The following is a 20,335-nucleotide window of genomic DNA, read 5'->3' as shown; positions in this document are numbered from 1 at the left end:
CCTACGGTTCAAACGTAGGCCCGGTAAGCGCAGCGCCACCGGGCAAAAGCGCGCTACTGATTCTCTATCAACAGCGCTTCCAGCAGGTCCAGATCGTGCAGCAGCTTTTGCAGCGTCTCGTTGCTGATCTGGCGCGTGGCGCGCAGGTGATACAGTTCGGCACGCTCTGAGCGCAGCGCGGCCAGACGGAACCGGCGTTCCAGGTTCTCCTCCTGCAGCGAGCTTTCTACATCGTTACGCCCGTCCGCGCGGCGACGCAGGTTACCAATTACGCGGGAACTCACCTCCGTCAGCAGCTGATTGTCGATGTTCTCTTCCGCATCCGCGGCCAGGCGCTCTTCCATTTTCTGGATGGCGACAATCGCCACTTCGGCGGTGGCCGCACGCGCAATACGCTCTTCCTTGTGCTGCTGGGTCGAATCGCCAACATCAATATGCTGGAGCAAAATCGGCAGCATAATCACGCCGACGAACAGGGAGAACAGAATCACCCCCGCCGCCAGGAACACCAGCTCGTAACGCGCCGGGAAGACATCGCCCGTCGGCAGCAGCAGCGGAATGGAGAGCACACCGGCGAGGGTTATCGCCCCGCGTACGCCCGCAAAAGAGGCAATCAGCAGCTCACGCGTTGTCCACGAGCCGAACTCCATCGGTTTTTTCTTCAGGAAGCGGACGCTGAAGTTTTTCATCGTCCACAGCCAGCCGAAACGCACCAGCATCAGCGCCAGGTAGATCAGCACGATGTCGGTAAACAGCATCCAGACCTCAACGTTCGGATCGGCCTCCGCCGCCACCAGCGAGGATTCCATAATGCCCGGCAGCTGCAGGCCCAACAGCAGGAACACCATGCCGTTAAAGACAAACTCGAGCATCGCCCAGGTGCTGTTGGCACGCAGGCGCATCGCCAGCGGCGCGCGGCGCATCACGCCGGAGCGGGTGATGGTCATCCCTGCCGCGACCGCGGCCAGAATGCCCGACACGCCGATATGTTCGGCAATCAGATAAGAGGCGAACGGCAGCAGGAACAGCAGCACGATCTGCGTCGCGGGTTCATCGCCGCCCCAGCGGCTGAGGAAGCGCAATGAGCGGCCGTACAGCCAGCTCACCACGAAGCCCGCGAGAATACCGCCGATGGCTACCTTAAAGAACTCCAGCGTCGCGCCGCCGACGGTAAAGACCATCGTGCCCATCGCAACGGCCACGGCAAACTTCAGGGCAACCAGGCCGGAGGCGTCATTCATCAGCGCCTCACCCTGTAAAATCCCCATGATTTTCTTCGGAATGCGGCCTTCGCCCACAATGCCGGACAGCGCCACGGCATCGGTTGGCGACAGCACGGCGGCCAGCGCAAAGGCAGGAATTAACGGGATACCCGGTACCGTCCAGTAGATCAGGAAACCAATCCCGACGACGGTGACCACCACCAGCGCAAGCGCCAGGCCGAAGATCTCTCGCCCGTGCTCAAGGAACTCGCGCGTGGGCGTTTTCCAGCCATCGGCAAACAGCAGTGGCGGGATGAACAGCACGAGGAACAGTTCGGGGTCAAATTCCACGTGCAGGCCAAACGTCGGCCACGCCAGCAGCGCGCCGATGGCAATTTGCATTAATGGCAGGGGGACCTGAAAGGGCAGTACGCGTGTAACCACCCCGGATAGCGAGACCACAAGGGTCATGATGAGTATTGTGAAGAAGATTTCCATGCGTTCCCTGTTTGCTGTGTTGCTTATGTACTCCGGAAGGCGTCGTGCCTTTTATTCTATCTTCCCCAGAGTAACGCAAAAGGCAACAGGATGAGTCCTGAAAATAAAAACGGGCGGCCTGAGCCACCCGTTTTCGCATCAAAGGACAACTCAGATTGCCCAGCCGCCCGCGTAAAACGCCACCAGCGCAACGGCAATCACAACGGTGCCAACGTTCAGCTTGCGCCATTCACCGGAGACCAGACGACCAATCACCAGCGACGCGAAGCCGATCATAATGCCGGTCACGATGTTACAGGTCAGTACGATGAAGACCGCGGTAATCAGGCCAGACATCGCGTCAACGAAATCCGCAAAGTCGATTTTCGCCACGTTGCTCAGCATCAGCAGGCCAACGTACATCAGCGCTGGCGCGGTCGCGTACGCCGGAACCAGATAGGAGAGCGGGGAGAGGAACAGGATCAGCATGAACAGCACGCCCACGGTGATCGCCGTCAGGCCGGTTTTACCGCCCGCCGCCGTACCCGCTGCGGACTCGATGTACACCGCCGCAGGCGCTGCGCCCACCAGGCCCGAGAAGACGCTGCTCAGGGAGTCCGTCGTCAGCGCTTTGCCGCCGTCAATAATCTGACCGTCTTTATCCAGCAGGTTCGCCTGACCGGCCACCGCACGAATGGTACCGGTCGCGTCAAACACGGCGGTCATCACCAGCGCCAGCACGCTTGGCAGGATCACCGGGTTGAGCGCGCCAACGATATCCAGGCTGCCAATCAGAGAGTTGCCTTTGTCATCGCTCAGCGACGGCATGGCGAAAATGCCGGAGAAGTGGACGTTCGGATCGAAAATCAGGCCCACAATGGACACGCCGATAATAGTCAGCAGAATGCCGCCCGGGACTTTCAGTTTTTCCAGACCGATAATCACCGCCAGGCCGATCAGCGACATGATCACCGGGAAGCTGGCGAAGTGGCCGAGCGCAACCGGCAGGCCGTCGAGCGGGTTCTTGATAACCAGACCGACGCCGTTGGCGGCGATCAGCAGCAGGAACAGGCCGATGCCGATGCCGGTACCGTGCGCCACGCCCTGCGGCAGGTTGCGCAAGATCCAGCTACGGATGCCGGTCGCTGAAATAACGGTAAACAGCACACCCATCAGGAACACGGCGCCCAGCGCAACCGGTACGCTGATGTGCTGGCCCAGCACCAGGCTGAACGCGGTAAACGCGGTCAGGGAGATGGCGCAACCAATCGCCAGCGGCAGGTTCGCCCACAGGCCCATCACGATAGAGCCCACGCCGGCCACAAGGCAGGTCGCCACAAAGACAGCCGCTGGCGGGAAGCCCGCTTTGCCCAGCATACCCGGCACAACGATGACGGAATAAACCATCGCCAGAAACGTTGTCAAACCGGCAACGATTTCCTGGCGCACGGTGCTGCCGCGGGCCGAAATTTTAAACATGGCGTCAAGTGAACCGCCAGTACGCGCAGATGGCGTAGACATAGAAAACATCCCCTGAGAGTTTTTTAGGAAGTCCGTAAGCGAGGTGGAGACGCCACTGCCAGCTAAACGTCAAATCCTTGTGTTGCGTTTGCGACGAAAGGGCGTCACAGAAAAAGCAAACGTTTAGCTCCGCGCTTACAAACGGGTGGTCAAATTAAGGCAAACGATTATCTAGCCTAATCCCCGCCCTTTTCAACTGAACTTTATCGTTTTTCGCTAAAATTCCCTTATGACGCTGAAGAAATAAACAGAGGATGCGCAAACGTTATCGTCTATGCGCAATTTGTTTACATTTCAATCCTCACCCGGAATGGATAACGGTCCCCCTTGTGCCAGGGTTCGTTGCCAGCCAGGGCTGTTTTCAACTTTCGTTTTCCATGCCTGACTATGCGGCAGGTTGTCGATACCGCCGCGCGCCAGCAGGGCAAAGATCGGGAAGCTCATTTGAATGTCGGCCATGCTGAGCGAATCCCCGGCAAACCAGCTGTTTTTAGCAAGGTGCGACTCAATAAAGCGCGCATGGGTTTCCAGCTGGCGGTTAAGGTACGCTTTCTGCACCCCCTGCCCAAGCGCTTTGCCCAGGGTTCGGATACCAAACGGCACCGGCGGCTTGCCGAGACTGCTGAAGACCAGCTTCATTAGCAGCAGCGGCATCAGCGATCCTTCCGCGTAGTGCAGCCAGAAGCGATACTGCACCTTCTGCGCCGGATCTAAAGGCTTAAGCCGCGACTCGGCATCGTATGTTTCCTGCAGATACTCCAGAATGGCGCCAGACTCCGCGAGGATCAGCCCGTTATCTTCGATGACCGGCGATTTGCCCAACGGATGCACCTTTTTGAGAGCCTCCGGCGCAAGCATGTTCTTTTCGCGCTGATAGTGAACGATCTCATAAGGCAGACCGAGTTCTTCCAGCGCCCAGATCACGCGGTGCGAGCGCGACTGGTTAAGGTGGTGTACCGTGAGCATGGTTTTCTCCTGTTATTCATACTTTTTAACTATAGAAAATCGAACAACACCGCGAAAAAAATTCGGCTAAAAACCGGTCAGCGACGCTGGCGAAAAAACGGGTCTTGCATAGAATTAAAGTGTCAGCACAATCCGGAACCTCCCCAACCAGCTCGACACGAGGGGTGCTGACGTCGGGGGAAACCCTCCCGTGAACCAGCGGGATAGAGAGAAAGACAAAGACCGGGAAAAACTAAAGCGCCCTTTGTGGCGCTTTAGTTCTTTATGTATGTGGGGTTTTGCCGGGTGGCGGCTGCGCCTTACCCGGCCTACATTTGACGGTTTGGTAGGCCGGGTAAGCGAAGCGCCACCCGGCGAATGGGCTACACGCACGCTCAATCCTCTTCCAGCAACCGCGCCCCCGTCCCCTGTTCGCCCAGTTTGTCGCCGGGGTTACGCAACGGGCAGTCGCTGCGCGACAGGCAGCCGCAGCCGATACAACCGTCCAGCTCATCACGCAGCGCGACCAGCGTATGGATACGCCTGTCCAGCTCTTCTCGCCACTGGGATGAAAGCTCTTTCCACTCTTTCGGGCTCAGCGTATGCCCTTCCGGCAGCACGCCAAATGCCTCGCCAATGGTAGCCAGGGGAATGCCGATTCGTTGCGCAATTTTGATAATCGCCACGTAGCGGAGCACGTCGCGGGTATAGCGACGCTGGTTGCCGCCGTTGCGGATGCTTTTAATTAACCCTTTGCTTTCATAGAAGTGGAGCGCCGATACCGCAACGCCGCTTCGCTTTGCCACTTCGCCGGGGGTTAACAGCGCTTTAATGCGCGGCAATCTCTTTTCCATAAAACCTCTTTACCTCAAGTTAACTTGAGGAATTATACTCCCCCGCAGAGAAAACGACGAATCAACCGAGAAAGTTGTATCTACAGAGGGGCAACCTTATGTCGCATCAGCAGATTATTCAGACGCTTATTGAATGGATTGACGATCATATCGACCAACCGTTGAACATTGATGTGGTCGCGAAAAAGTCGGGCTATTCGAAATGGTATTTACAGAGAATGTTCCGCACGGTCATGCATCAGACGCTGGGTGAGTACATTCGTCAGCGCAGGCTGCTGCTGGCGGCGCAGGCGCTACGCTCAACGCAGCGGCCGATTTTTGATATCGCGATGGATCTTGGCTATGTGTCGCAACAAACCTTTTCCCGCGTGTTTCGCCGCGAGTTTGACCGCACGCCGAGCGACTATCGCCACCAGTTGAATTAATTACTCTCAGTGCAAAGGTTGCTGCTGCCAGGTCATAAATTCCTGGGGCGGCATCGCTTTCGCGAAGTGCCATCCCTGACAAAACTGGACGCCGCGCTTCAACAGCCAGCTCACCTGCTCTGCCGTCTCGACCCCTTCCGCAATGGTTTTCAGCCGCAGGCTTTGCGCCATCTCGATAATATGCTCGGCGATCAGGTGGCTGGTGCTGTTGGTCGTTAAGGTATCGATAAACGATTTATCGATTTTCAGAATATCGACGTTCAGCGAGTAGAGGTTGTGCAGGTTCGAATAGCCGGTACCGAAATCATCGATCGCCACTTCATACCCCGCCTGACGGAAAGCCTGAATCACCGGCGTGGTTTTAGGCACATCGATAAAACCGCGTTCCGTCACTTCAATTTTGATTTGCTGCGCGCGGACGGCGTAGTGGCGAGCCTTCTCAGAAATCATGGCGATCAGCCGCGAGGAGTGGAAATCCGTGGCCGACAGGTTAATCGAAATATAGAGATGCGGATGCTCGGCCAGGAAATGGCCCAAATCGCTGAACACTTCCTCAACGACGTAATCCGTAATCCGCTCGCTCATCCCCTCATTTTCAGCCAGCGGAATAAACTCAGCCGGGCTCATCACCTGCCCGTTAAAACCCGGCCAGCGTAACAACGCCTCCGCGCCGACACACCGGTTGTTCTTAATATCAATAATCGGTTGATAGTGCACGCAAAGCTGGCGTTTGTTCAGCGCCCGATGCAGTAAACGCCCCGGCGAATTAAGCTCACGATGAGTACGGGACCAGACCAGCAAAATAATAATGCTGCAGATCATGCCCAGCGGCAGCGTTAATGTCGCCTGATGATAAAGCGTTTCATAAAAGCGTTTATTCGATGTCGACACGATGGCCGCAATCGGTCTTTTAGGGGATGTGACGATCGTATAAAAGCGGTTATCTTTTTGAAATACCGATTCCTTATCCCGAATCAGCGAATTTAATAACGAAACGTTGGCTTTCTGACTGACGGAAAAGAAAGCATTGGTTACCGTGTCGTAAACCCCCCACGAGAGAGAATGATCCGCGGACATGACTTCGCTGTATGAAAGTGGATTAACGACCACCACATAATTTCCGCGCTGCATATATGTCATTTTATAGCCAGTATAAAATGGGGTGTCGCGATAATAATAGATAGCGACGTCAGGTTTTCGCGTGTAATTAGCGACGGGTATGGCGTAGGGTTGATCCGGTGTAAAAACGGTCGAACAAAGAAAATTCTGACCTTCAGCGTAAATTAAATCGGCAACAAACAGGCGACCACGAACAACGTTCAACATATATTGACGGTGTCCCGGGGTACAGAGCTCGCCCCGATATTTTTCTGCCTCGTCCCGGGCCAGATCAACCTGTTGTATAACCAGCTCAGTTTTGTCTAAAGCCAGTTCAGCAAATGTCCGTAGCTGGGCGCTTGTTTCAGACACGGCTCTTAGCTGGGCAAACCATAGCGCAAGCATCACCGGCAGCATAACTACCATGATGATCCCTACCACCCTGAGCATCTTGCGCCGCGCGCTACGATTCATTTCCCGCCCTATATCCCTGCATGTTGTACGCCTGTAGTAATGAAGGCCGGATGCTGTGTTAAACAGGTGATTACGTTGCATGAATCATGCGAAGTTAGCAACTGACTTTTCGTATTAAAAATCTTAAATTTCGTTATGACGATAATATTTTCCCGTAAGTGAAACTGTAAGTATTCGTTCCGTTTCAATTAAGGAAAATAATTATCCAGCCCTCGAGGACGGAGGGAAGATAACACAACAGACGATCGTTGATTAAGCCAAACTTCTGGCAGCATGAAAAAAGCGCACCTTTATCATGACGTTTTATGCTATTTACTGTGGGGCATTGTGTGCGTTGATTTATAAATAATCAGTCTTCGCCGCACTATTTTATGATTCGACTGAGCCCCTCTTATAAAAACCGAATTTGAGGTATCACCACTAGCCCGATGGACGTTTCCGGCACGCTGGGGGGCGCCTCCTCGCGCGCCGAAGGCAGGGCCAGCCTGCACACACTCTTTACCTGAGGAATAAAAACCGTTTTTTGATCGCACAGATACTGGCGAATAAATCAACAAATGTGATATAGTTCACACATATTCTGTAACGAGAAACACCGTTTCATTCAGGTCGTCTGTTTTGTAGAGGATGGGTTTATGGCAACCATTACTACCAGCATGGTTCTCCTGCGCTGGCCTTTGTTGAGTGCGGTACTGATGTTTTTGGCCAGCACGCTGAACATTCAGTTTCGTAAATCTGACTACGCGGGTCTCGCTGTCATCAGCACGCTGTTGGGGCTGGGTGCAGCATGTTGGTTTGCAACGGGGCTGCTTGGCATTACCCTGCTGGATATCGCCGCCGTCTGGGAAAATATCAAAGTGGTGATGGTTGAAGCGATGAGCCACACGCCACCAGACTGGCCAATGGTGATTACCTGATCCCTTTATGGAATAAAAAAAACCCAGACGATGTCTGGGTTTTTTGTTTGAAGGACGCACAAATCAGAACGGAATGTCGTCGTCGAAATCCATTGGCGGTTCGTTAGACGGCGCCGGAGCAGACTGCTGCTGCGGACGAGACTGCGCGCCGCCGCTGAACTGGTTGCCGCCCTGTGGCTGCTGAGGCTGACCCCAACCACCCTGCTGCTGGCCGCCACCTGCTGGTGCGCCACCGCCCTGACGGCCACCCAGCATCTGCATGGTGCCGCCGACGTTAACCACGACTTCAGTGGTGTACTTCTCAGCACCGGACTGATCGGTCCATTTGCGGGTACGCAGCTGGCCTTCGATATAGACCTGAGAACCTTTACGCAGATACTCACCGGCCACTTCTGCCAGTTTGCCAAACAGCACAACGCGGTGCCATTCGGTCTGCTCTTTCATCTCACCGGTCGCTTTATCACGCCAGGATTCGGAAGTAGCCAGCGTAATGTTGGCAACTGCGCCACCACTCGGCATGTAGCGTACTTCCGGGTCCTGGCCCAGATTACCGACGAGAATCACCTTGTTTACGCCTCTGCTGGCCATGTTCGTGTCTCCTGAATACGTTTCTTAATAGTGTAAACGCGCGAGTGTACCATTTCCACGCTGCATTTTGATAGCTGCGAGATGGATTCCAGAGTTCTCGTGCGAACATAACATTGTTACACAGTCCGTCAGAAAATGCATTCCAATACTGTATATTCAAACAGGTCAAATTGTGTCATAATTAGCCGTTTCTGACAGCCGTTTGTCCTTCAAACAAACTAGGCAATCCGTGTTCCAACCGGGAAAGGTGAATGGATAAGATCGAAGTTCGGGGCGCCCGCACCCACAATCTCAAGAATATCAACCTCATAATCCCTCGCGACAAACTCATTGTCGTGACCGGGCTTTCGGGGTCTGGCAAATCCTCACTGGCTTTCGACACTCTGTATGCCGAAGGACAGCGTCGTTACGTTGAATCGCTCTCGGCGTACGCGCGTCAGTTCCTGTCGCTGATGGAAAAACCGGATGTCGACCACATTGAAGGGTTGTCTCCTGCTATCTCTATTGAGCAGAAGTCCACGTCGCATAACCCGCGCTCCACGGTCGGTACCATTACTGAAATTCATGACTACCTGCGTCTGCTGTATGCCCGCGTGGGTGAGCCGCGCTGCCCGGACCACGACGTCCCGCTGGCGGCACAGACCGTGAGCCAGATGGTGGATAACGTGCTGTCGCAGCCGGAAGGCAAACGCCTGATGCTGCTGGCGCCAATCATTAAAGAGCGTAAGGGTGAGCACACCAAAACGCTGGAAAACCTGGCAAGCCAGGGCTATATCCGCGCCCGTATTGACGGCGAGGTGTGTGACCTGTCCGACCCACCCAAGCTGGAACTGCAGAAGAAGCACACCATCGAGGTGGTGATTGACCGCTTTAAGGTGCGTGACGATCTCGCCACGCGTCTCGCAGAATCGTTTGAAACGGCGCTGGAGCTCTCCGGCGGCACGGCCGTGGTTTCCGACATGGACGACCCGCAGGCGGAAGAGCTGCTCTTCTCCGCCAACTTTGCCTGCCCGATTTGCGGCTACAGCATGCGCGAGCTGGAACCGCGCCTGTTCTCGTTTAACAACCCGGCGGGCGCCTGCCCGACGTGTGACGGCCTGGGCGTGCAGCAGTATTTCGATCCGGACCGCGTGATCCAGAATCCGGAGCTTTCGTTGGCGGGTGGCGCCATTCGCGGCTGGGACAAGCGTAACTTCTACTACTTCCAGATGCTGAAGTCGCTGGCGGAGCACTACAAATTCGACGTGGAAGCGCCGTGGGCGAGCCTGAGCCCGAACGTACACAAAGTGATCCTGTTCGGTTCTGGCAAAGAGAACATCGAGTTCAAGTATATGAACGATCGCGGCGATACCTCCGTGCGCCGCCATCCGTTCGAAGGGGTGCTGCACAATATGGAGCGCCGCTACAAAGAGACCGAATCCAGCGCGGTGCGCGAGGAACTGGCGAAGTTCATCAGCAACCGCTCCTGCGCCACCTGCGAGGGCACGCGCCTGCGTCGCGAAGCGCGCCACGTGTTTGTGGAAAATACGGCGCTGCCGACCATCTCAGACATGAGCATCGGCCACGCGATGGACTTCTTCAATAACCTGAAGCTGTCCGGCCAGCGCGCCAAAATTGCTGAAAAAGTCTTGAAAGAGATTGGCGATCGCCTGAAGTTCCTGGTGAACGTCGGCCTGAACTACCTGACGCTTTCACGCTCGGCAGAAACGCTCTCCGGCGGTGAAGCCCAGCGTATTCGTCTGGCGAGCCAGATTGGCGCGGGCCTGGTGGGCGTGATGTACGTGCTGGATGAGCCGTCCATCGGCCTGCACCAGCGCGACAACGAGCGCCTGCTCGGCACCCTGGTCCACCTGCGTAACCTCGGCAACACGGTGATTGTGGTCGAGCACGACGAAGACGCGATCCGCGCCGCAGACCACGTGATCGACATCGGCCCGGGCGCTGGCGTGCACGGCGGCCAGGTGGTGGCGGAAGGCACGCTGAAGGACATTATGGCGGTGCCCGAGTCGCTGACCGGCCAGTACATGAGCGGCAAGCGCAAGATTGAAGTACCAAAACAGCGCGTGGCGGCGAACCCGGAAAAAGTGCTGAAGCTGACCGGCGCGCGCGGCAACAACCTGAAAGACGTTACCCTGACGCTGCCGGTGGGCCTGTTTACCTGCATTACCGGCGTGTCCGGTTCCGGTAAGTCGACGCTGATCAACGATACGCTGTTCCCGATTGCGCAGACGGCGCTGAACGGCGCGACGCTGGCCGAACCGGCACCGTACCGCGACATCCAGGGGCTGGAGCATTTCGATAAAGTGATCGACATCGACCAGAGCCCGATTGGCCGTACGCCACGCTCTAACCCGGCAACTTATACCGGTGTTTTCACGCCCGTACGTGAACTGTTTGCCGGTGTGCCGGAAGCGCGTTCACGCGGCTACACGCCGGGACGTTTCAGCTTTAACGTGCGCGGCGGCCGCTGTGAAGCCTGCCAGGGCGACGGCGTGATCAAGGTTGAGATGCACTTCCTGCCGGATATCTACGTGCCGTGCGACCAGTGCAAAGGCAAGCGCTATAACCGCGAAACGCTGGAGATTAAGTACAAGGGCAAGACCATCCACGAAGTGCTGGATATGACCATCGAAGAGGCGCGCGAGTTCTTTGACGCCGTTCCCGCGCTGGCGCGTAAGCTGCAGACGCTGATGGACGTCGGCCTGACCTACATTCGTCTGGGGCAGTCCGCCACGACGCTGTCCGGCGGTGAAGCGCAGCGCGTGAAGCTGGCGCGCGAGCTGTCAAAACGCGGCACCGGTCAGACGCTGTATATCCTGGATGAGCCGACCACCGGTCTGCACTTTGCTGATATCCAGCAGCTGCTGGACGTGCTGCATCAGCTGCGCGATCAGGGCAACACCATCGTGGTCATCGAGCATAACCTGGACGTGATTAAAACCGCGGACTGGATTGTCGATCTTGGCCCGGAAGGCGGCAGCGGCGGCGGTGAAATCCTCGTCTCCGGTACGCCAGAGACCGTTGCAGAGTGCGAAGCCTCGCACACCGCGCGCTTCCTTAAACCGTTGCTGTAATTGTCACACGGAGAGTTGCTGTCGGGTCGTTTCCGGCAGCAGCTCAACCGCCTGCTGATAGGACGCGTCCACCAGGTAGTAAATTTGCGAGCCTGGAATCGATCCATCCAGATAGACGGTGCTCCAGTGCGCCTTATTGAGGTGCTGGCTCGGCCTCACGTCATCATGCTGCTGACGCAGTAAATCCGCCAGTTCAGGGCTGGTTTTCAGCGACGCCGCCGGACGGCCTTCTACCTCTTTCACCATCGCAAACAGCACATCCCCCACCTTAACCTGCGTGGCTTTCCAGTCGCTATGGACGCTCTGCTCCGCGCCGGGCTTGCTCATGCAGTACTGAAGTATCTCCGAAATTGTCATCTTTATTCCCCTTGTAGCGTGGCGATAATTTTACGCGAACCACCGTGAATGCGATGCTCTCCCAGCCAGATCCCCTGCCACGTGCCCAACAGCAGCCGTCCGTTGTGGACCGGCAGCATCAGCGATACGCCCAGCAGGGAAGATTTGATATGCGAAGGCATATCGTCCGCCCCCTCATAGTCATGCTCGTAGGGCGCGTTGTCCGGGACGCTCTTCAGAAAATGACGCTCCATGTCAGACCGGACGGTGGGATCGCAATTTTCATTCAGCGTGAGAGAGGCTGACGTGTGCTGAAGCAGCAGATGCAGCAAACCCGTTTTGACCCGCGACAGGTCGCGGAGCTGCCCGATGACTTCATCCGTCACCAGGTGAAAACCGCGTGGTTTAGCGCTTAAGGTCAGGGTCTGTTGGTACCACATCTGCTGCTCCGTAATGAAAGATGAATCTTTCTAAGTGTGCAGCAAGAAGGCGAAAGGTAAAACCCGCAGCAGCGAGATTTGATTAAAAAAGAGTCAAACTCGCTGCCAGAGACTTAATACTCCGAGTTGACGATCACCTCTTCACCAAACTTTCCGGCCATCGGCAGCGGTCGATAGGTCGAGTTAGACGCGCGTAACACCCTGATCCCTCTGGCACCAGCATCCTGCGCGGCGGTAATGTCGTTATCCGAATCGCCATAAAACACTTTGATGTTTTTCTTTTCCAGCCACTGGATTTTGGTGTTTTGCCCCTCTTTGTCACCCGCAAAAATGACCGGATTCATATTGGCAGCCGGGATCTGGAAATCGTCCTGCAGTGTTCTGGAGACGGTTTCCGTTTTGGTCTGGCTACGGCCGGTAACGAAGTAAATGCTGTCACCGCGCTTAACGTGCATAGCAATAAGCGCCCGGGCGACCTCTTTCGGGATGCTGTACTCGTCCCAGCCATTATTCATTTTTTCCCAGAACTCCGGATTCTTCAGATACGCTTCGCTGTCCGGTGAATACATTTTTTTGCCGCGCCAGAAGCCAGGGCTTGAGAACAGCACGGTATCGTCAATGTCGAAGCCCACGGCCATTGGCGCGCGTCCCATCAGGCTGTTTTCGATTTGGGCCACGGAGACCCAGTGAATGGGCGCCTGTTCGGCAAGCATGGCGGCGGTGGTGCCGGTGTAAAGCGGCGTCGGCGCCGAGGCACGTGCGACGACGGCGCTATTAAGTGAGAACAATAAGCAGGCGGCGCTGAGCGCCAGTGTGATCTTGCGCATATTTTCCCCTGAATATTCAGCTTGTTATCGTTTTATTTTGAGTGAATGGTCAAAAAACTATCCGACCTTAACCCCAGCGGGAGGTGAAGGGAAGGAGTTTTTGCTTATGAAGCGGAATAAAAAGAAGACGATCACAAAGTGTGGATGAGTGATGTAGGCCCGGTAAGGCGCAGGCGCAGCCGCCACCGGGCAAGATTTTCTGCGGCCTGATGCCCTCTCCCACAGGGAGAGGGAGATAAAAAGTAGTGAGTACTTACATCACAGCTGCAAACGCCTGCGCCACGCGGTGAACGTTGCTGGCATTCAGGCCCGCCACGCACATACGGCCGCTGGCGATCAGGTAGACACCGAACTCTTCGCGCAGGCGATCGACCTGCGCCGCGCTCAGTCCGGTATAGCTGAACATCCCGCGCTGCTTGAGCAGATAGTCAAAGTTATGCCCTGGCACGGCCTCTTTCAGGACGTTAACCAGCGCCTGACGCATCGACAGGATGCGCTTACGCATCGCTTCCACTTCGGCAAGCCAGGACGCTTTCAGCGTTTCGTCACCGAGAACCGTCGCCACTACCTGAGCACCAAAGTTTGGCGGGCTGGAGTAGATACGGCGCACCGTCGCTTTCAGCTGGCCCAGCACGCGGCCCGCCGCTTCGGCGTCTTCACACACCACGGACAGGCCACCAACGCGTTCACCGTACAGGGAGAAGATCTTAGAGAAGGAGTTACTCACCAGTACAGGCAGCCCGGCGCTGGCAGCGGCACGGATGGCGTAGGCGTCTTCTTCCATACCCGCGCCAAAGCCCTGGTAGGCAATGTCGAGGAACGGGATTAGGTCGCGGGTCTTCAGCACCTCGATCACCGCATCCCACTGGGCATTGGTGAGATCCGCCCCGGTTGGGTTATGGCAGCATGGGTGCAGCAGCACAATACTGCGCGCTGGCAGCGTGTTCAGCTTTTCCAGCAGCGCGTCAACGCGCACGCCGTTCGTTTCGCTGTCGAACCACGGATAGGTCGCCACCTTAAAGCCCGCGCCCTCGAAGATCGCAACGTGGTTTTCCCACGTCGGGTCGCTGACCCACACGCCTGAATCCGGGAAGTATTTTTTCAGGAAGTCTGCACCCACTTTCAGCGCACCCGAGCCGCCCAGCGTCTGGATGGTCGCCACGCGTTTTTGCGCGAGCACAGCGTGATCGGCGCCGAACAGCAGCGGTGCAATGGTATTGCGATAAGCGTTTAGCCCTTCCATCGGCAGATAAAGAGACGCGCCGTGTGGAACCGCGTTCAGACGCGCTTCGGCTTCGGCAACGGCTTTTAATTGAGGAATAATGCCATCCTCGTTGTAATACAGACCGATGCTAAGATTCACTTTGTCGCTGCGAGGATCTTCTTTGAAACGCTCCATTAAGGAGAGGATAGGGTCGCCGGCATAGGCGTCAACTTTCTGAAACACGCGATGGTTCTCCGGAATTCGATGAGGCAGGGATTTCAACAATAAACCGGAAGCAGATGAAGGTCGAGAGCGATATCAGATCGGTCCCTGGATATATCGGCAAATGTGATCGATTCGCTCAGGCAGTGAGCCCCGCACGCGCAGAAAAGGAATATTTCGTGCCGACAGCTCTGCTTCATACCATACTTGCTGTCGGTGGCGAAACGCCTCGCCCTGCCGGGTGCCATCCTGCACAAACGGAAATTCATCTCCGCAAAGTACGACCAGCGCATAGTCTCGTTCAGCTAACTCCTTTAACGCCTGCGGCGCGCTGCCAAACTGATCGAGTGCGTAAAACAGGGTCGTTAAAGGTGAGGTATCACAGACCAGATAAGGCGCCGTGCAGGCTAATGCTTCCCGACGTACTTGCTCGCGGGCAATATGCAGCAAATCCTCCCGATCCAGGATACCGTTCTTCGCTTCCCAGTGTTCACGGCCATACTCTGCAACGTACGGAACGTTTAGCGTCTGCGCCAGAGCTTTTGCTAGCGTGCTTTTGCCCGTCGATTCTCCACCTAATAAGCAGATACGAAAAACAAAGCTGCGGTACACCTCTGGGGACATCATCTTACGATAACGATGAACATCAGAACGGATGAGCGTTCCCGAAGGGGCCTCTGGTCCCCGTTGACGCTGGAGACGCACGTGCGCAACCGGTCGTCCGAAACGCTGGCTCAGGACAGCGGCAAACCCGTCCCCATAGTCTTCGGCAGTAAATACCGCCTCTGGCTGACAGTGCAAAATGTCCTCACACAGCGTTGCAACATAATGCCGGTGAAGATCGTCATCAGCGTCATTCGGTGGCGGTGGCGCAAGGCCATATGCAGCCAACACATGCGGCGAAAGCACGAGGTGGCGACATTGCGGAAAGCGCGTTGTTAACCAGTTAAGCCGCTTTTCAGGTTCGTAACCGCGTATTTCCGGCGACGAATAGCTGATGATACAGACCGTCTCGCACTGCTCAAGTGCCGTATTGATAAGCGCTTCATGGCCTGCATGTAATGGTGCGAATTTGCCTACCACCAGGCCGTTGGCATACAGCGTCATTGCGCACGGATCTCCTTGCGCCACTGATACAGTCCGTGCCACGCATTAAACCAAAACACCAGATATAAACCGGCGGTCAGGTACAGTTCTCTCGTCGCGTACAGCGGTACTGCCAGCGTGTTAACGGCAAGCCAGATGTACCAGTTTTCCAGACGCCGTCCCATCAACATAAACTGAGCAAGAATGCTGAATGTCAAAATGATGGAGTCCAGCCAGGGGGCCCATGCATTAGTATAGAGATGCAATATCCACCCGTACGCCGCTGCTACGCTTACGGCGCAGGCTAAAAGCATAAAAAAATGTCCCGGTCTGGTACGACGAACAGGCAAGACCTCTCCATGATTGCCTTTAAGCCAATGCAGCCAGCCGGTTATGCTCGTTATGATGAAAAAGAACTGAAGGGTAACGTCAGCATAAAGCTGCACAGAATAGAAGACCCAGGCATAAAGCCCGCTACCGATGATGCCTATCCACCACGTATGGATATTGTTTCTGGCGGCCAGCCAGACGGAGAGAGCATAGGCCAGACATGCAGCGATTTCTGAAGGGGACATTATCCTTCCCTGGAATGAAATGTTAGTCGATGTACTTCATCGCCACCCGCGACGTCAGGCGGGTGATAAGTTCGTAAGCACTCACTTTAGTGATTTCAGCAATACGTTCAACGGGTAAACCTTCCCCCCACATCACCACATCGTCGCCGGGTTTATCCTGCGCTTCTGGCCCCAGATCGACGCAAATCATGTCCATCGCCACGCGGCCAACGATCTTCACCTCGCGACCGTTAACCAGCACCGGCGTACCCGTTGGTGCAGCGCGCGGATAGCCGTCGCCGTAGCCCATCGCCACCACGCCGAGACGCGTGTCGCGCTCGCTGGTCCAGGTGCCACCATAGCCCACCGGTTCACCGGCTTTGTGTTCACGCACGGCAATCAGAGTAGACACCAGAGACATGACTGGCTGGAAACCCATGTCCGGCCCCCAGGGTTTATTCTCCAGCGGCGACACACCGTAAAGAATGATGCCCGGTCGCGCCCAGTCGAAATGCGACTGCGGCCACAGCAGAATACCGCCGGATGCGGCGATCGAGCGCATCCCCGGCTTGCCTTCGCAGAAGGTATTAAAGATATCCAGCTGTCGCTCGGTCGCCCCGCACTCGGGCTCATCGGCACGGGCGAAGTGGCTGACAATATTCACCGGCTGGCGCACGTTTTTGCACCGGCATAAACGCTGATAAAACGCTTCGGCGCTTTCCGGACGTACGCCCAGACGGTGCATGCCCGTATCAAGCTTCATCCACACGGTCACCGGCTCGCTCAGCTCAGCGGTTTCCAGCGCGGCCAGCTGTTCTTCGTTGTGTACCGCCGTGTGCAGATGCTGATCCGCGATAGTTGGCAGATCGGCGGCTTCGAAAAAGCCTTCGAGGAGCAGAATCGGCTGGGTAATCCCCCCTGCGCGCAGGCGGAGGGCTTCTTCAAGACGGGCGACACCAAAGGCGTCGGCATCGGGGAGCGTTCGCGCGGTCTCAAGAAGACCGTGTCCGTAAGCGTTCGCTTTCACGACTGCAACGAGCTTGCTGGCGGGTGCCAGTTCACGCAGACGTTGCAGGTTGTGTCGCAGAGCGCGGCGGTTAATGACAACAGTTGCCGCTTGCATTTGAATTCCTTAGAAATTACTCATCATCATATTGAGGACCGGCATAGTTGTCGAAACGCGACCACTGGCCGTTAAAGGTCAGACGCACCGTCCCGATCGGGCCGTTACGTTGTTTACCAATAATAATTTCGGCGATCCCTTTCAGGTCGCTGTTCTCGTGATAAACCTCATCACGGTAGATAAACATGATTAAGTCGGCATCCTGCTCGATCGAGCCGGATTCACGCAGGTCGGAGTTGACCGGACGTTTGTCGGCACGTTGTTCCAGAGAGCGGTTAAGCTGCGACAGCGCCACCACCGGCACGTGCAGCTCTTTGGCTAAGGCCTTGAGCGAGCGGGAAATTTCGGCGATCTCCAGCGTACGGTTGTCGGAGAGCGACGGGACGCGCATCAGCTGAAGGTAGTCGATCATGATAAGGCCGATACCGCCGTGTTCGCGGGCGATACGACGCGCGCGGGAACGGACTTCCGTCGGCGTCAGGCCGGAGGAGTCATCAATATAGATGTTACGTTTTTCCAGCAGAATGCCCATGGTGCCGGAGATGCGCGCCCAGTCCTCATCGTCGAGCTGACCGGTACGGATGCGGGTCTGGTCCACGCGCGACAGCGATGCCAGAGAACGCATCATGATCTGCTCGGAGGGCATCTCAAGGCTGAAAATCAGTACCGGCTTATCCTGCAACATCGCCGCATTTTCGACGAGGTTCATCGCAAATGTCGTTTTACCCATCGACGGACGCGCGGCGACGATAATCAAATCCGACGGCTGCAGACCGGCGGTTTTCTTGTTGAGATCGTCATAGCCGGTGTTCACCCCGGTCACACCGTCGTGCGGCTGCTGGAACAGCTGTTCGATACGGGCAACGGTGGCGTCGAGGACGTCGGCGATATTTTTGGGGCCTTCGTCTTTGTTGGCGCGGCTTTCGGCGATTTTGAAGACGCGGGACTCGGCAAGGTCGAGCAGGTCTTCACTGGTGCGACCCTGCGGATCAAAACCCGCTTCGGCGATCTCATTCGCCACCGAGATCATCTCGCGGACAACGGCGCGTTCACGCACGATGTCAGCATAAGCGCTGATGTTCGCCGCACTTGGCGTGTTTTTTGACAGTTCTGCCAGATAGGCAAACCCGCCGACGCTGTCCAGCTGTCCCTGACGCTCCAGCGATTCCGCGAGCGTGATCAGGTCAATCGGGCTACCCGACTCCTGCAGGCGCGCCATTTCGGTAAAGATATGACGGTGCGGACGGGTATAGAAATCCTCAGACACCACGCGCTCGGCGACGTCGTCCCAGCGCTCGTTATCCAGCATTAAACCGCCCAACACCGACTGTTCCGCTTCAATCGAGTGCGGCGGGACTTTTAACCCTGCGACCTGGAAATCACGCTCGCGAGGTTCAGTCTGTTTGTTGAAGGGTTTGTTTCCTGCCATAGTGAATGGAGTTACCGAGATAAAGAGTGGGTCGAAAGATTACCACATTCTGGAGGAAGCATGGCAACACGTATTGAATTTCACAAGCATGGTGGCCCTGACGTACTCAACGCGGTGGAGTTCACCCCCACCGCGCCTGGCGAAAACGAAGTGCAGGTTGAAAACAAAGCCATCGGCATAAACTACATCGACACCTATATTCGCGGCGGGCTCTACCCGCCTCCGTCGATGCCGAGCGGACTGGGCACCGAGGCGGCCGGCGTCGTCGTCAAAGTGGGCAGCGCGGTTAAGCATATTAAAGAAGGCGACCGCGTGGTGTACGCGCAATCTCCGCTGGGCGCTTACAGCTCCGTCCACAACGTCCCGGCGGATAAAGCCGCCCTGCTGCCCAACGCCATCTCCTTTGAGCAGGCGGCGGCCTCCTTTCTGAAAGGGTTAACCGTTTACTACCTGCTGCGCAAAACCTATGAAATTAAACCCGACGAGCAGTTCCTGTTTCATGCCGCGGCGGGTGGCGTCGGGCTCATCGCCTGTCAGTGGGCAAAAGCGCTGGGCGCAAAACTGATCGGCACCGTGGGCAATGCCCAAAAAGCCCAGCGCGCGCTGCAGGCGGGCGCCTGGCAGGTGATTAACTACCGTGAAGAGAGCATTGTCGAACGGCTGAAGGAGATCACCAGCGGCAAAAAGGTGCGCGTGGTGTATGACTCGGTAGGGAAAGACACCTGGGAAGCGTCGCTGGACTGCCTGCAGCGTCGTGGGCTGATGGTGAGCTTCGGGAATGCGTCAGGCGCAGTCACCGGCGTGAATCTGGGCATCCTTAACCAGAAAGGCTCGCTGTACGTCACGCGCCCTTCCCTGCAAGGCTACATCACCAACCGGGAAGAACTTGAGGAAGCCAGCAACGAGCTGTTCTCGCTGATCGCCAGCGGCGTCATTAAGGTGGATGTGGCAGAAGCGCAGAAATACCCGCTAGCCGATGCGCAGCGTGCGCATGAGGTGCTGGAGAGCCGGGCAACGCAGGGGTCGAGTTTATTGATTCCCTGAGCCCCAAAAAGAAATTGGGCTTCCCGTGGGAAGCCCTTTCTTTTTTTAGTTCGGCTGTATGTAGGGTACAGCGCGATGAATTCTTTAACGGCAGTCATAGTGACAGATTCGATAAGTAAATCCTATTCTGTTCTAAGCCAGGCTGCCGGAAAAGTTACAACTCTGTGACGAACCCCTCAATACCTTAGTAACGGAAGCGGTTATTGCGCTGATAACTGGGCACTTTTGGCGATTTAATCGCCCGTATCACCCATACCACCGCCACGGCCAGCAGTAACCACGGCAGCAGTTTGATCGTCAGGGCAAACAATCCGCCAATAAACATGACGACCGTCGCCACCACGATAGCCGCCAGAATGCCGAGCAGCGAAATGCCCGTTGCTAACAGCATGACAAAAAAGCCAATCACAAAAAGTAGTTCCAGCATGGTGCTCTCCCACGCGTTCCCGAATGATGCAGCAAACATTACAAGAATCATGCCAGACATAACGTGTT

19 protein-coding genes are annotated in these 20,335 nt (G+C 56.2%); 4 read left to right on the top strand and 15 right to left on the bottom strand.

Annotated features, from left to right (window positions below; all coding sequences use genetic code 11):
- Nucleotides 1–53 precede the first annotated feature (53 nt).
- From FHC48_RS14760 to soxR, 4 genes are all read right to left on the bottom strand, one after another.
- Nucleotides 54–1,700 (bottom strand): Na+/H+ antiporter, encoded by a 1,647-nt coding sequence (locus tag FHC48_RS14760; protein WP_008503391.1) that lies wholly within the window; start codon nucleotides 1,698–1,700, stop codon nucleotides 54–56.
- A 150-nt stretch (nucleotides 1,701–1,850) separates the two neighbouring features.
- Nucleotides 1,851–3,200 carry a guanine/hypoxanthine transporter GhxP gene (ghxP, locus tag FHC48_RS14755; RefSeq protein ID WP_008503390.1) on the bottom strand — a complete coding sequence of 450 codons (1,350 nt, stop codon included), beginning with the start codon at nucleotides 3,198–3,200 and terminating at the stop codon, nucleotides 1,851–1,853.
- A 294-nt stretch (nucleotides 3,201–3,494) separates the two neighbouring features.
- On the bottom strand, nucleotides 3,495–4,166 hold the full coding sequence (locus tag FHC48_RS14750; protein ID WP_023326506.1) for a glutathione S-transferase family protein: 672 nt from the start codon (nucleotides 4,164–4,166) through the stop codon (nucleotides 3,495–3,497).
- Between the two features lie 374 nt (nucleotides 4,167–4,540).
- Complete coding sequence (gene soxR, locus FHC48_RS14745; protein WP_008503388.1) at nucleotides 4,541–4,999, bottom strand: redox-sensitive transcriptional activator SoxR; 459 nt, start codon at nucleotides 4,997–4,999, stop codon at nucleotides 4,541–4,543.
- A 98-nt stretch (nucleotides 5,000–5,097) separates the two neighbouring features.
- On the opposite strand from soxR, the gene soxS reads away from it, so the two are divergent.
- Nucleotides 5,098–5,424, top strand: coding sequence for a superoxide response transcriptional regulator SoxS (gene soxS, locus FHC48_RS14740; RefSeq protein ID WP_008503387.1), 327 nt, complete (start codon nucleotides 5,098–5,100; stop codon nucleotides 5,422–5,424).
- Nucleotides 5,425–5,430: 6 nt separating this feature from the next.
- Here the strand turns inward: soxS and FHC48_RS14735 are convergent, their stop codons facing one another.
- Nucleotides 5,431–6,996, bottom strand: a complete 1,566-nt coding sequence (locus FHC48_RS14735; RefSeq protein WP_023293514.1) for an EAL domain-containing protein — start codon at nucleotides 6,994–6,996, stop codon at nucleotides 5,431–5,433.
- A gap of 635 nt (nucleotides 6,997–7,631) precedes the next feature.
- Here FHC48_RS14735 and FHC48_RS14730 point away from each other — a divergent pair.
- Nucleotides 7,632–7,913 (top strand): YjcB family protein, encoded by a 282-nt coding sequence (locus FHC48_RS14730; protein WP_008503385.1) that lies wholly within the window; start codon nucleotides 7,632–7,634, stop codon nucleotides 7,911–7,913.
- 63 nt (nucleotides 7,914–7,976) lie between these two features.
- Here the strand turns inward: FHC48_RS14730 and ssb1 are convergent, their stop codons facing one another.
- Entirely contained in the window at nucleotides 7,977–8,501 is a 525-nt protein-coding gene (gene ssb1, locus FHC48_RS14725) for a single-stranded DNA-binding protein SSB1 (RefSeq protein ID WP_008503384.1), read from the bottom strand.
- Nucleotides 8,502–8,752: 251 nt separating this feature from the next.
- Here ssb1 and uvrA point away from each other — a divergent pair, with 251 nt between their 5' ends.
- The gene (gene uvrA / locus FHC48_RS14720) at nucleotides 8,753–11,575 is read left to right on the top strand and encodes an excinuclease ABC subunit UvrA (RefSeq protein ID WP_008503383.1); all 2,823 of its coding nucleotides are present in this window, start codon (nucleotides 8,753–8,755) and stop codon (nucleotides 11,573–11,575) included.
- Nucleotides 11,576–11,578: 3 nt separating this feature from the next.
- Here the strand turns inward: uvrA and FHC48_RS14715 are convergent, their stop codons facing one another.
- The 8 genes from FHC48_RS14715 to dnaB all read right to left on the bottom strand — a co-directional run bounded on the left by FHC48_RS14715 (nucleotide 11,579) and on the right by dnaB (nucleotide 18,796).
- Complete coding sequence (locus FHC48_RS14715; RefSeq protein ID WP_008503382.1) at nucleotides 11,579–11,932, bottom strand: MmcQ/YjbR family DNA-binding protein; 354 nt, start codon at nucleotides 11,930–11,932, stop codon at nucleotides 11,579–11,581.
- A 2-nt stretch (nucleotides 11,933–11,934) separates the two neighbouring features.
- Nucleotides 11,935–12,351 carry a secondary thiamine-phosphate synthase enzyme YjbQ gene (locus FHC48_RS14710; protein WP_008503381.1) on the bottom strand — a complete coding sequence of 139 codons (417 nt, stop codon included), beginning with the start codon at nucleotides 12,349–12,351 and terminating at the stop codon, nucleotides 11,935–11,937.
- A 113-nt stretch (nucleotides 12,352–12,464) separates the two neighbouring features.
- On the bottom strand, nucleotides 12,465–13,178 hold the full coding sequence (aphA, locus tag FHC48_RS14705; RefSeq protein WP_021242762.1) for an acid phosphatase AphA: 714 nt from the start codon (nucleotides 13,176–13,178) through the stop codon (nucleotides 12,465–12,467).
- A 253-nt stretch (nucleotides 13,179–13,431) separates the two neighbouring features.
- Entirely contained in the window at nucleotides 13,432–14,625 is a 1,194-nt protein-coding gene (gene tyrB / locus FHC48_RS14700) for an aromatic amino acid transaminase (protein WP_008503379.1), read from the bottom strand.
- 75 nt (nucleotides 14,626–14,700) lie between these two features.
- Entirely contained in the window at nucleotides 14,701–15,711 is a 1,011-nt protein-coding gene (locus FHC48_RS14695) for an AAA family ATPase (RefSeq protein WP_008503378.1), read from the bottom strand.
- The gene (gene pnuC, locus FHC48_RS14690) at nucleotides 15,708–16,265 is read right to left on the bottom strand and encodes a nicotinamide riboside transporter PnuC (protein ID WP_023293520.1); all 558 of its coding nucleotides are present in this window, start codon (nucleotides 16,263–16,265) and stop codon (nucleotides 15,708–15,710) included. Before pnuC ends, FHC48_RS14695 begins: the two co-directional genes overlap by 4 nt.
- A 22-nt stretch (nucleotides 16,266–16,287) precedes the next feature.
- Nucleotides 16,288–17,367: an alanine racemase gene (gene alr, locus FHC48_RS14685; RefSeq protein ID WP_008503376.1), complete on the bottom strand. Its 1,080-nt coding sequence runs from the start codon at nucleotides 17,365–17,367 to the stop codon at nucleotides 16,288–16,290.
- A gap of 16 nt (nucleotides 17,368–17,383) precedes the next feature.
- Nucleotides 17,384–18,796: a replicative DNA helicase gene (gene dnaB / locus FHC48_RS14680; protein ID WP_008503375.1), complete on the bottom strand. Its 1,413-nt coding sequence runs from the start codon at nucleotides 18,794–18,796 to the stop codon at nucleotides 17,384–17,386.
- Nucleotides 18,797–18,856: 60 nt separating this feature from the next.
- On the opposite strand from dnaB, the gene FHC48_RS14675 reads away from it, so the two are divergent.
- Entirely contained in the window at nucleotides 18,857–19,840 is a 984-nt protein-coding gene (locus FHC48_RS14675; protein WP_008503374.1) for a quinone oxidoreductase, read from the top strand.
- 184 nt (nucleotides 19,841–20,024) lie between these two features.
- On the opposite strand, the gene pspG is transcribed toward FHC48_RS14675, so the two are convergent.
- On the bottom strand, nucleotides 20,025–20,267 hold the full coding sequence (pspG, locus tag FHC48_RS14670; protein WP_008503373.1) for an envelope stress response protein PspG: 243 nt from the start codon (nucleotides 20,265–20,267) through the stop codon (nucleotides 20,025–20,027).
- Nucleotides 20,268–20,335 lie beyond the last annotated feature (68 nt).

Source organism: Enterobacter sp. EC_50, assembly GCF_019584525.1.
Classification (GTDB): Bacteria; Pseudomonadota; Gammaproteobacteria; order Enterobacterales; family Enterobacteriaceae; genus Enterobacter; species Enterobacter roggenkampii.
This window is presented reverse-complemented; position numbering and strand designations above follow the sequence as displayed.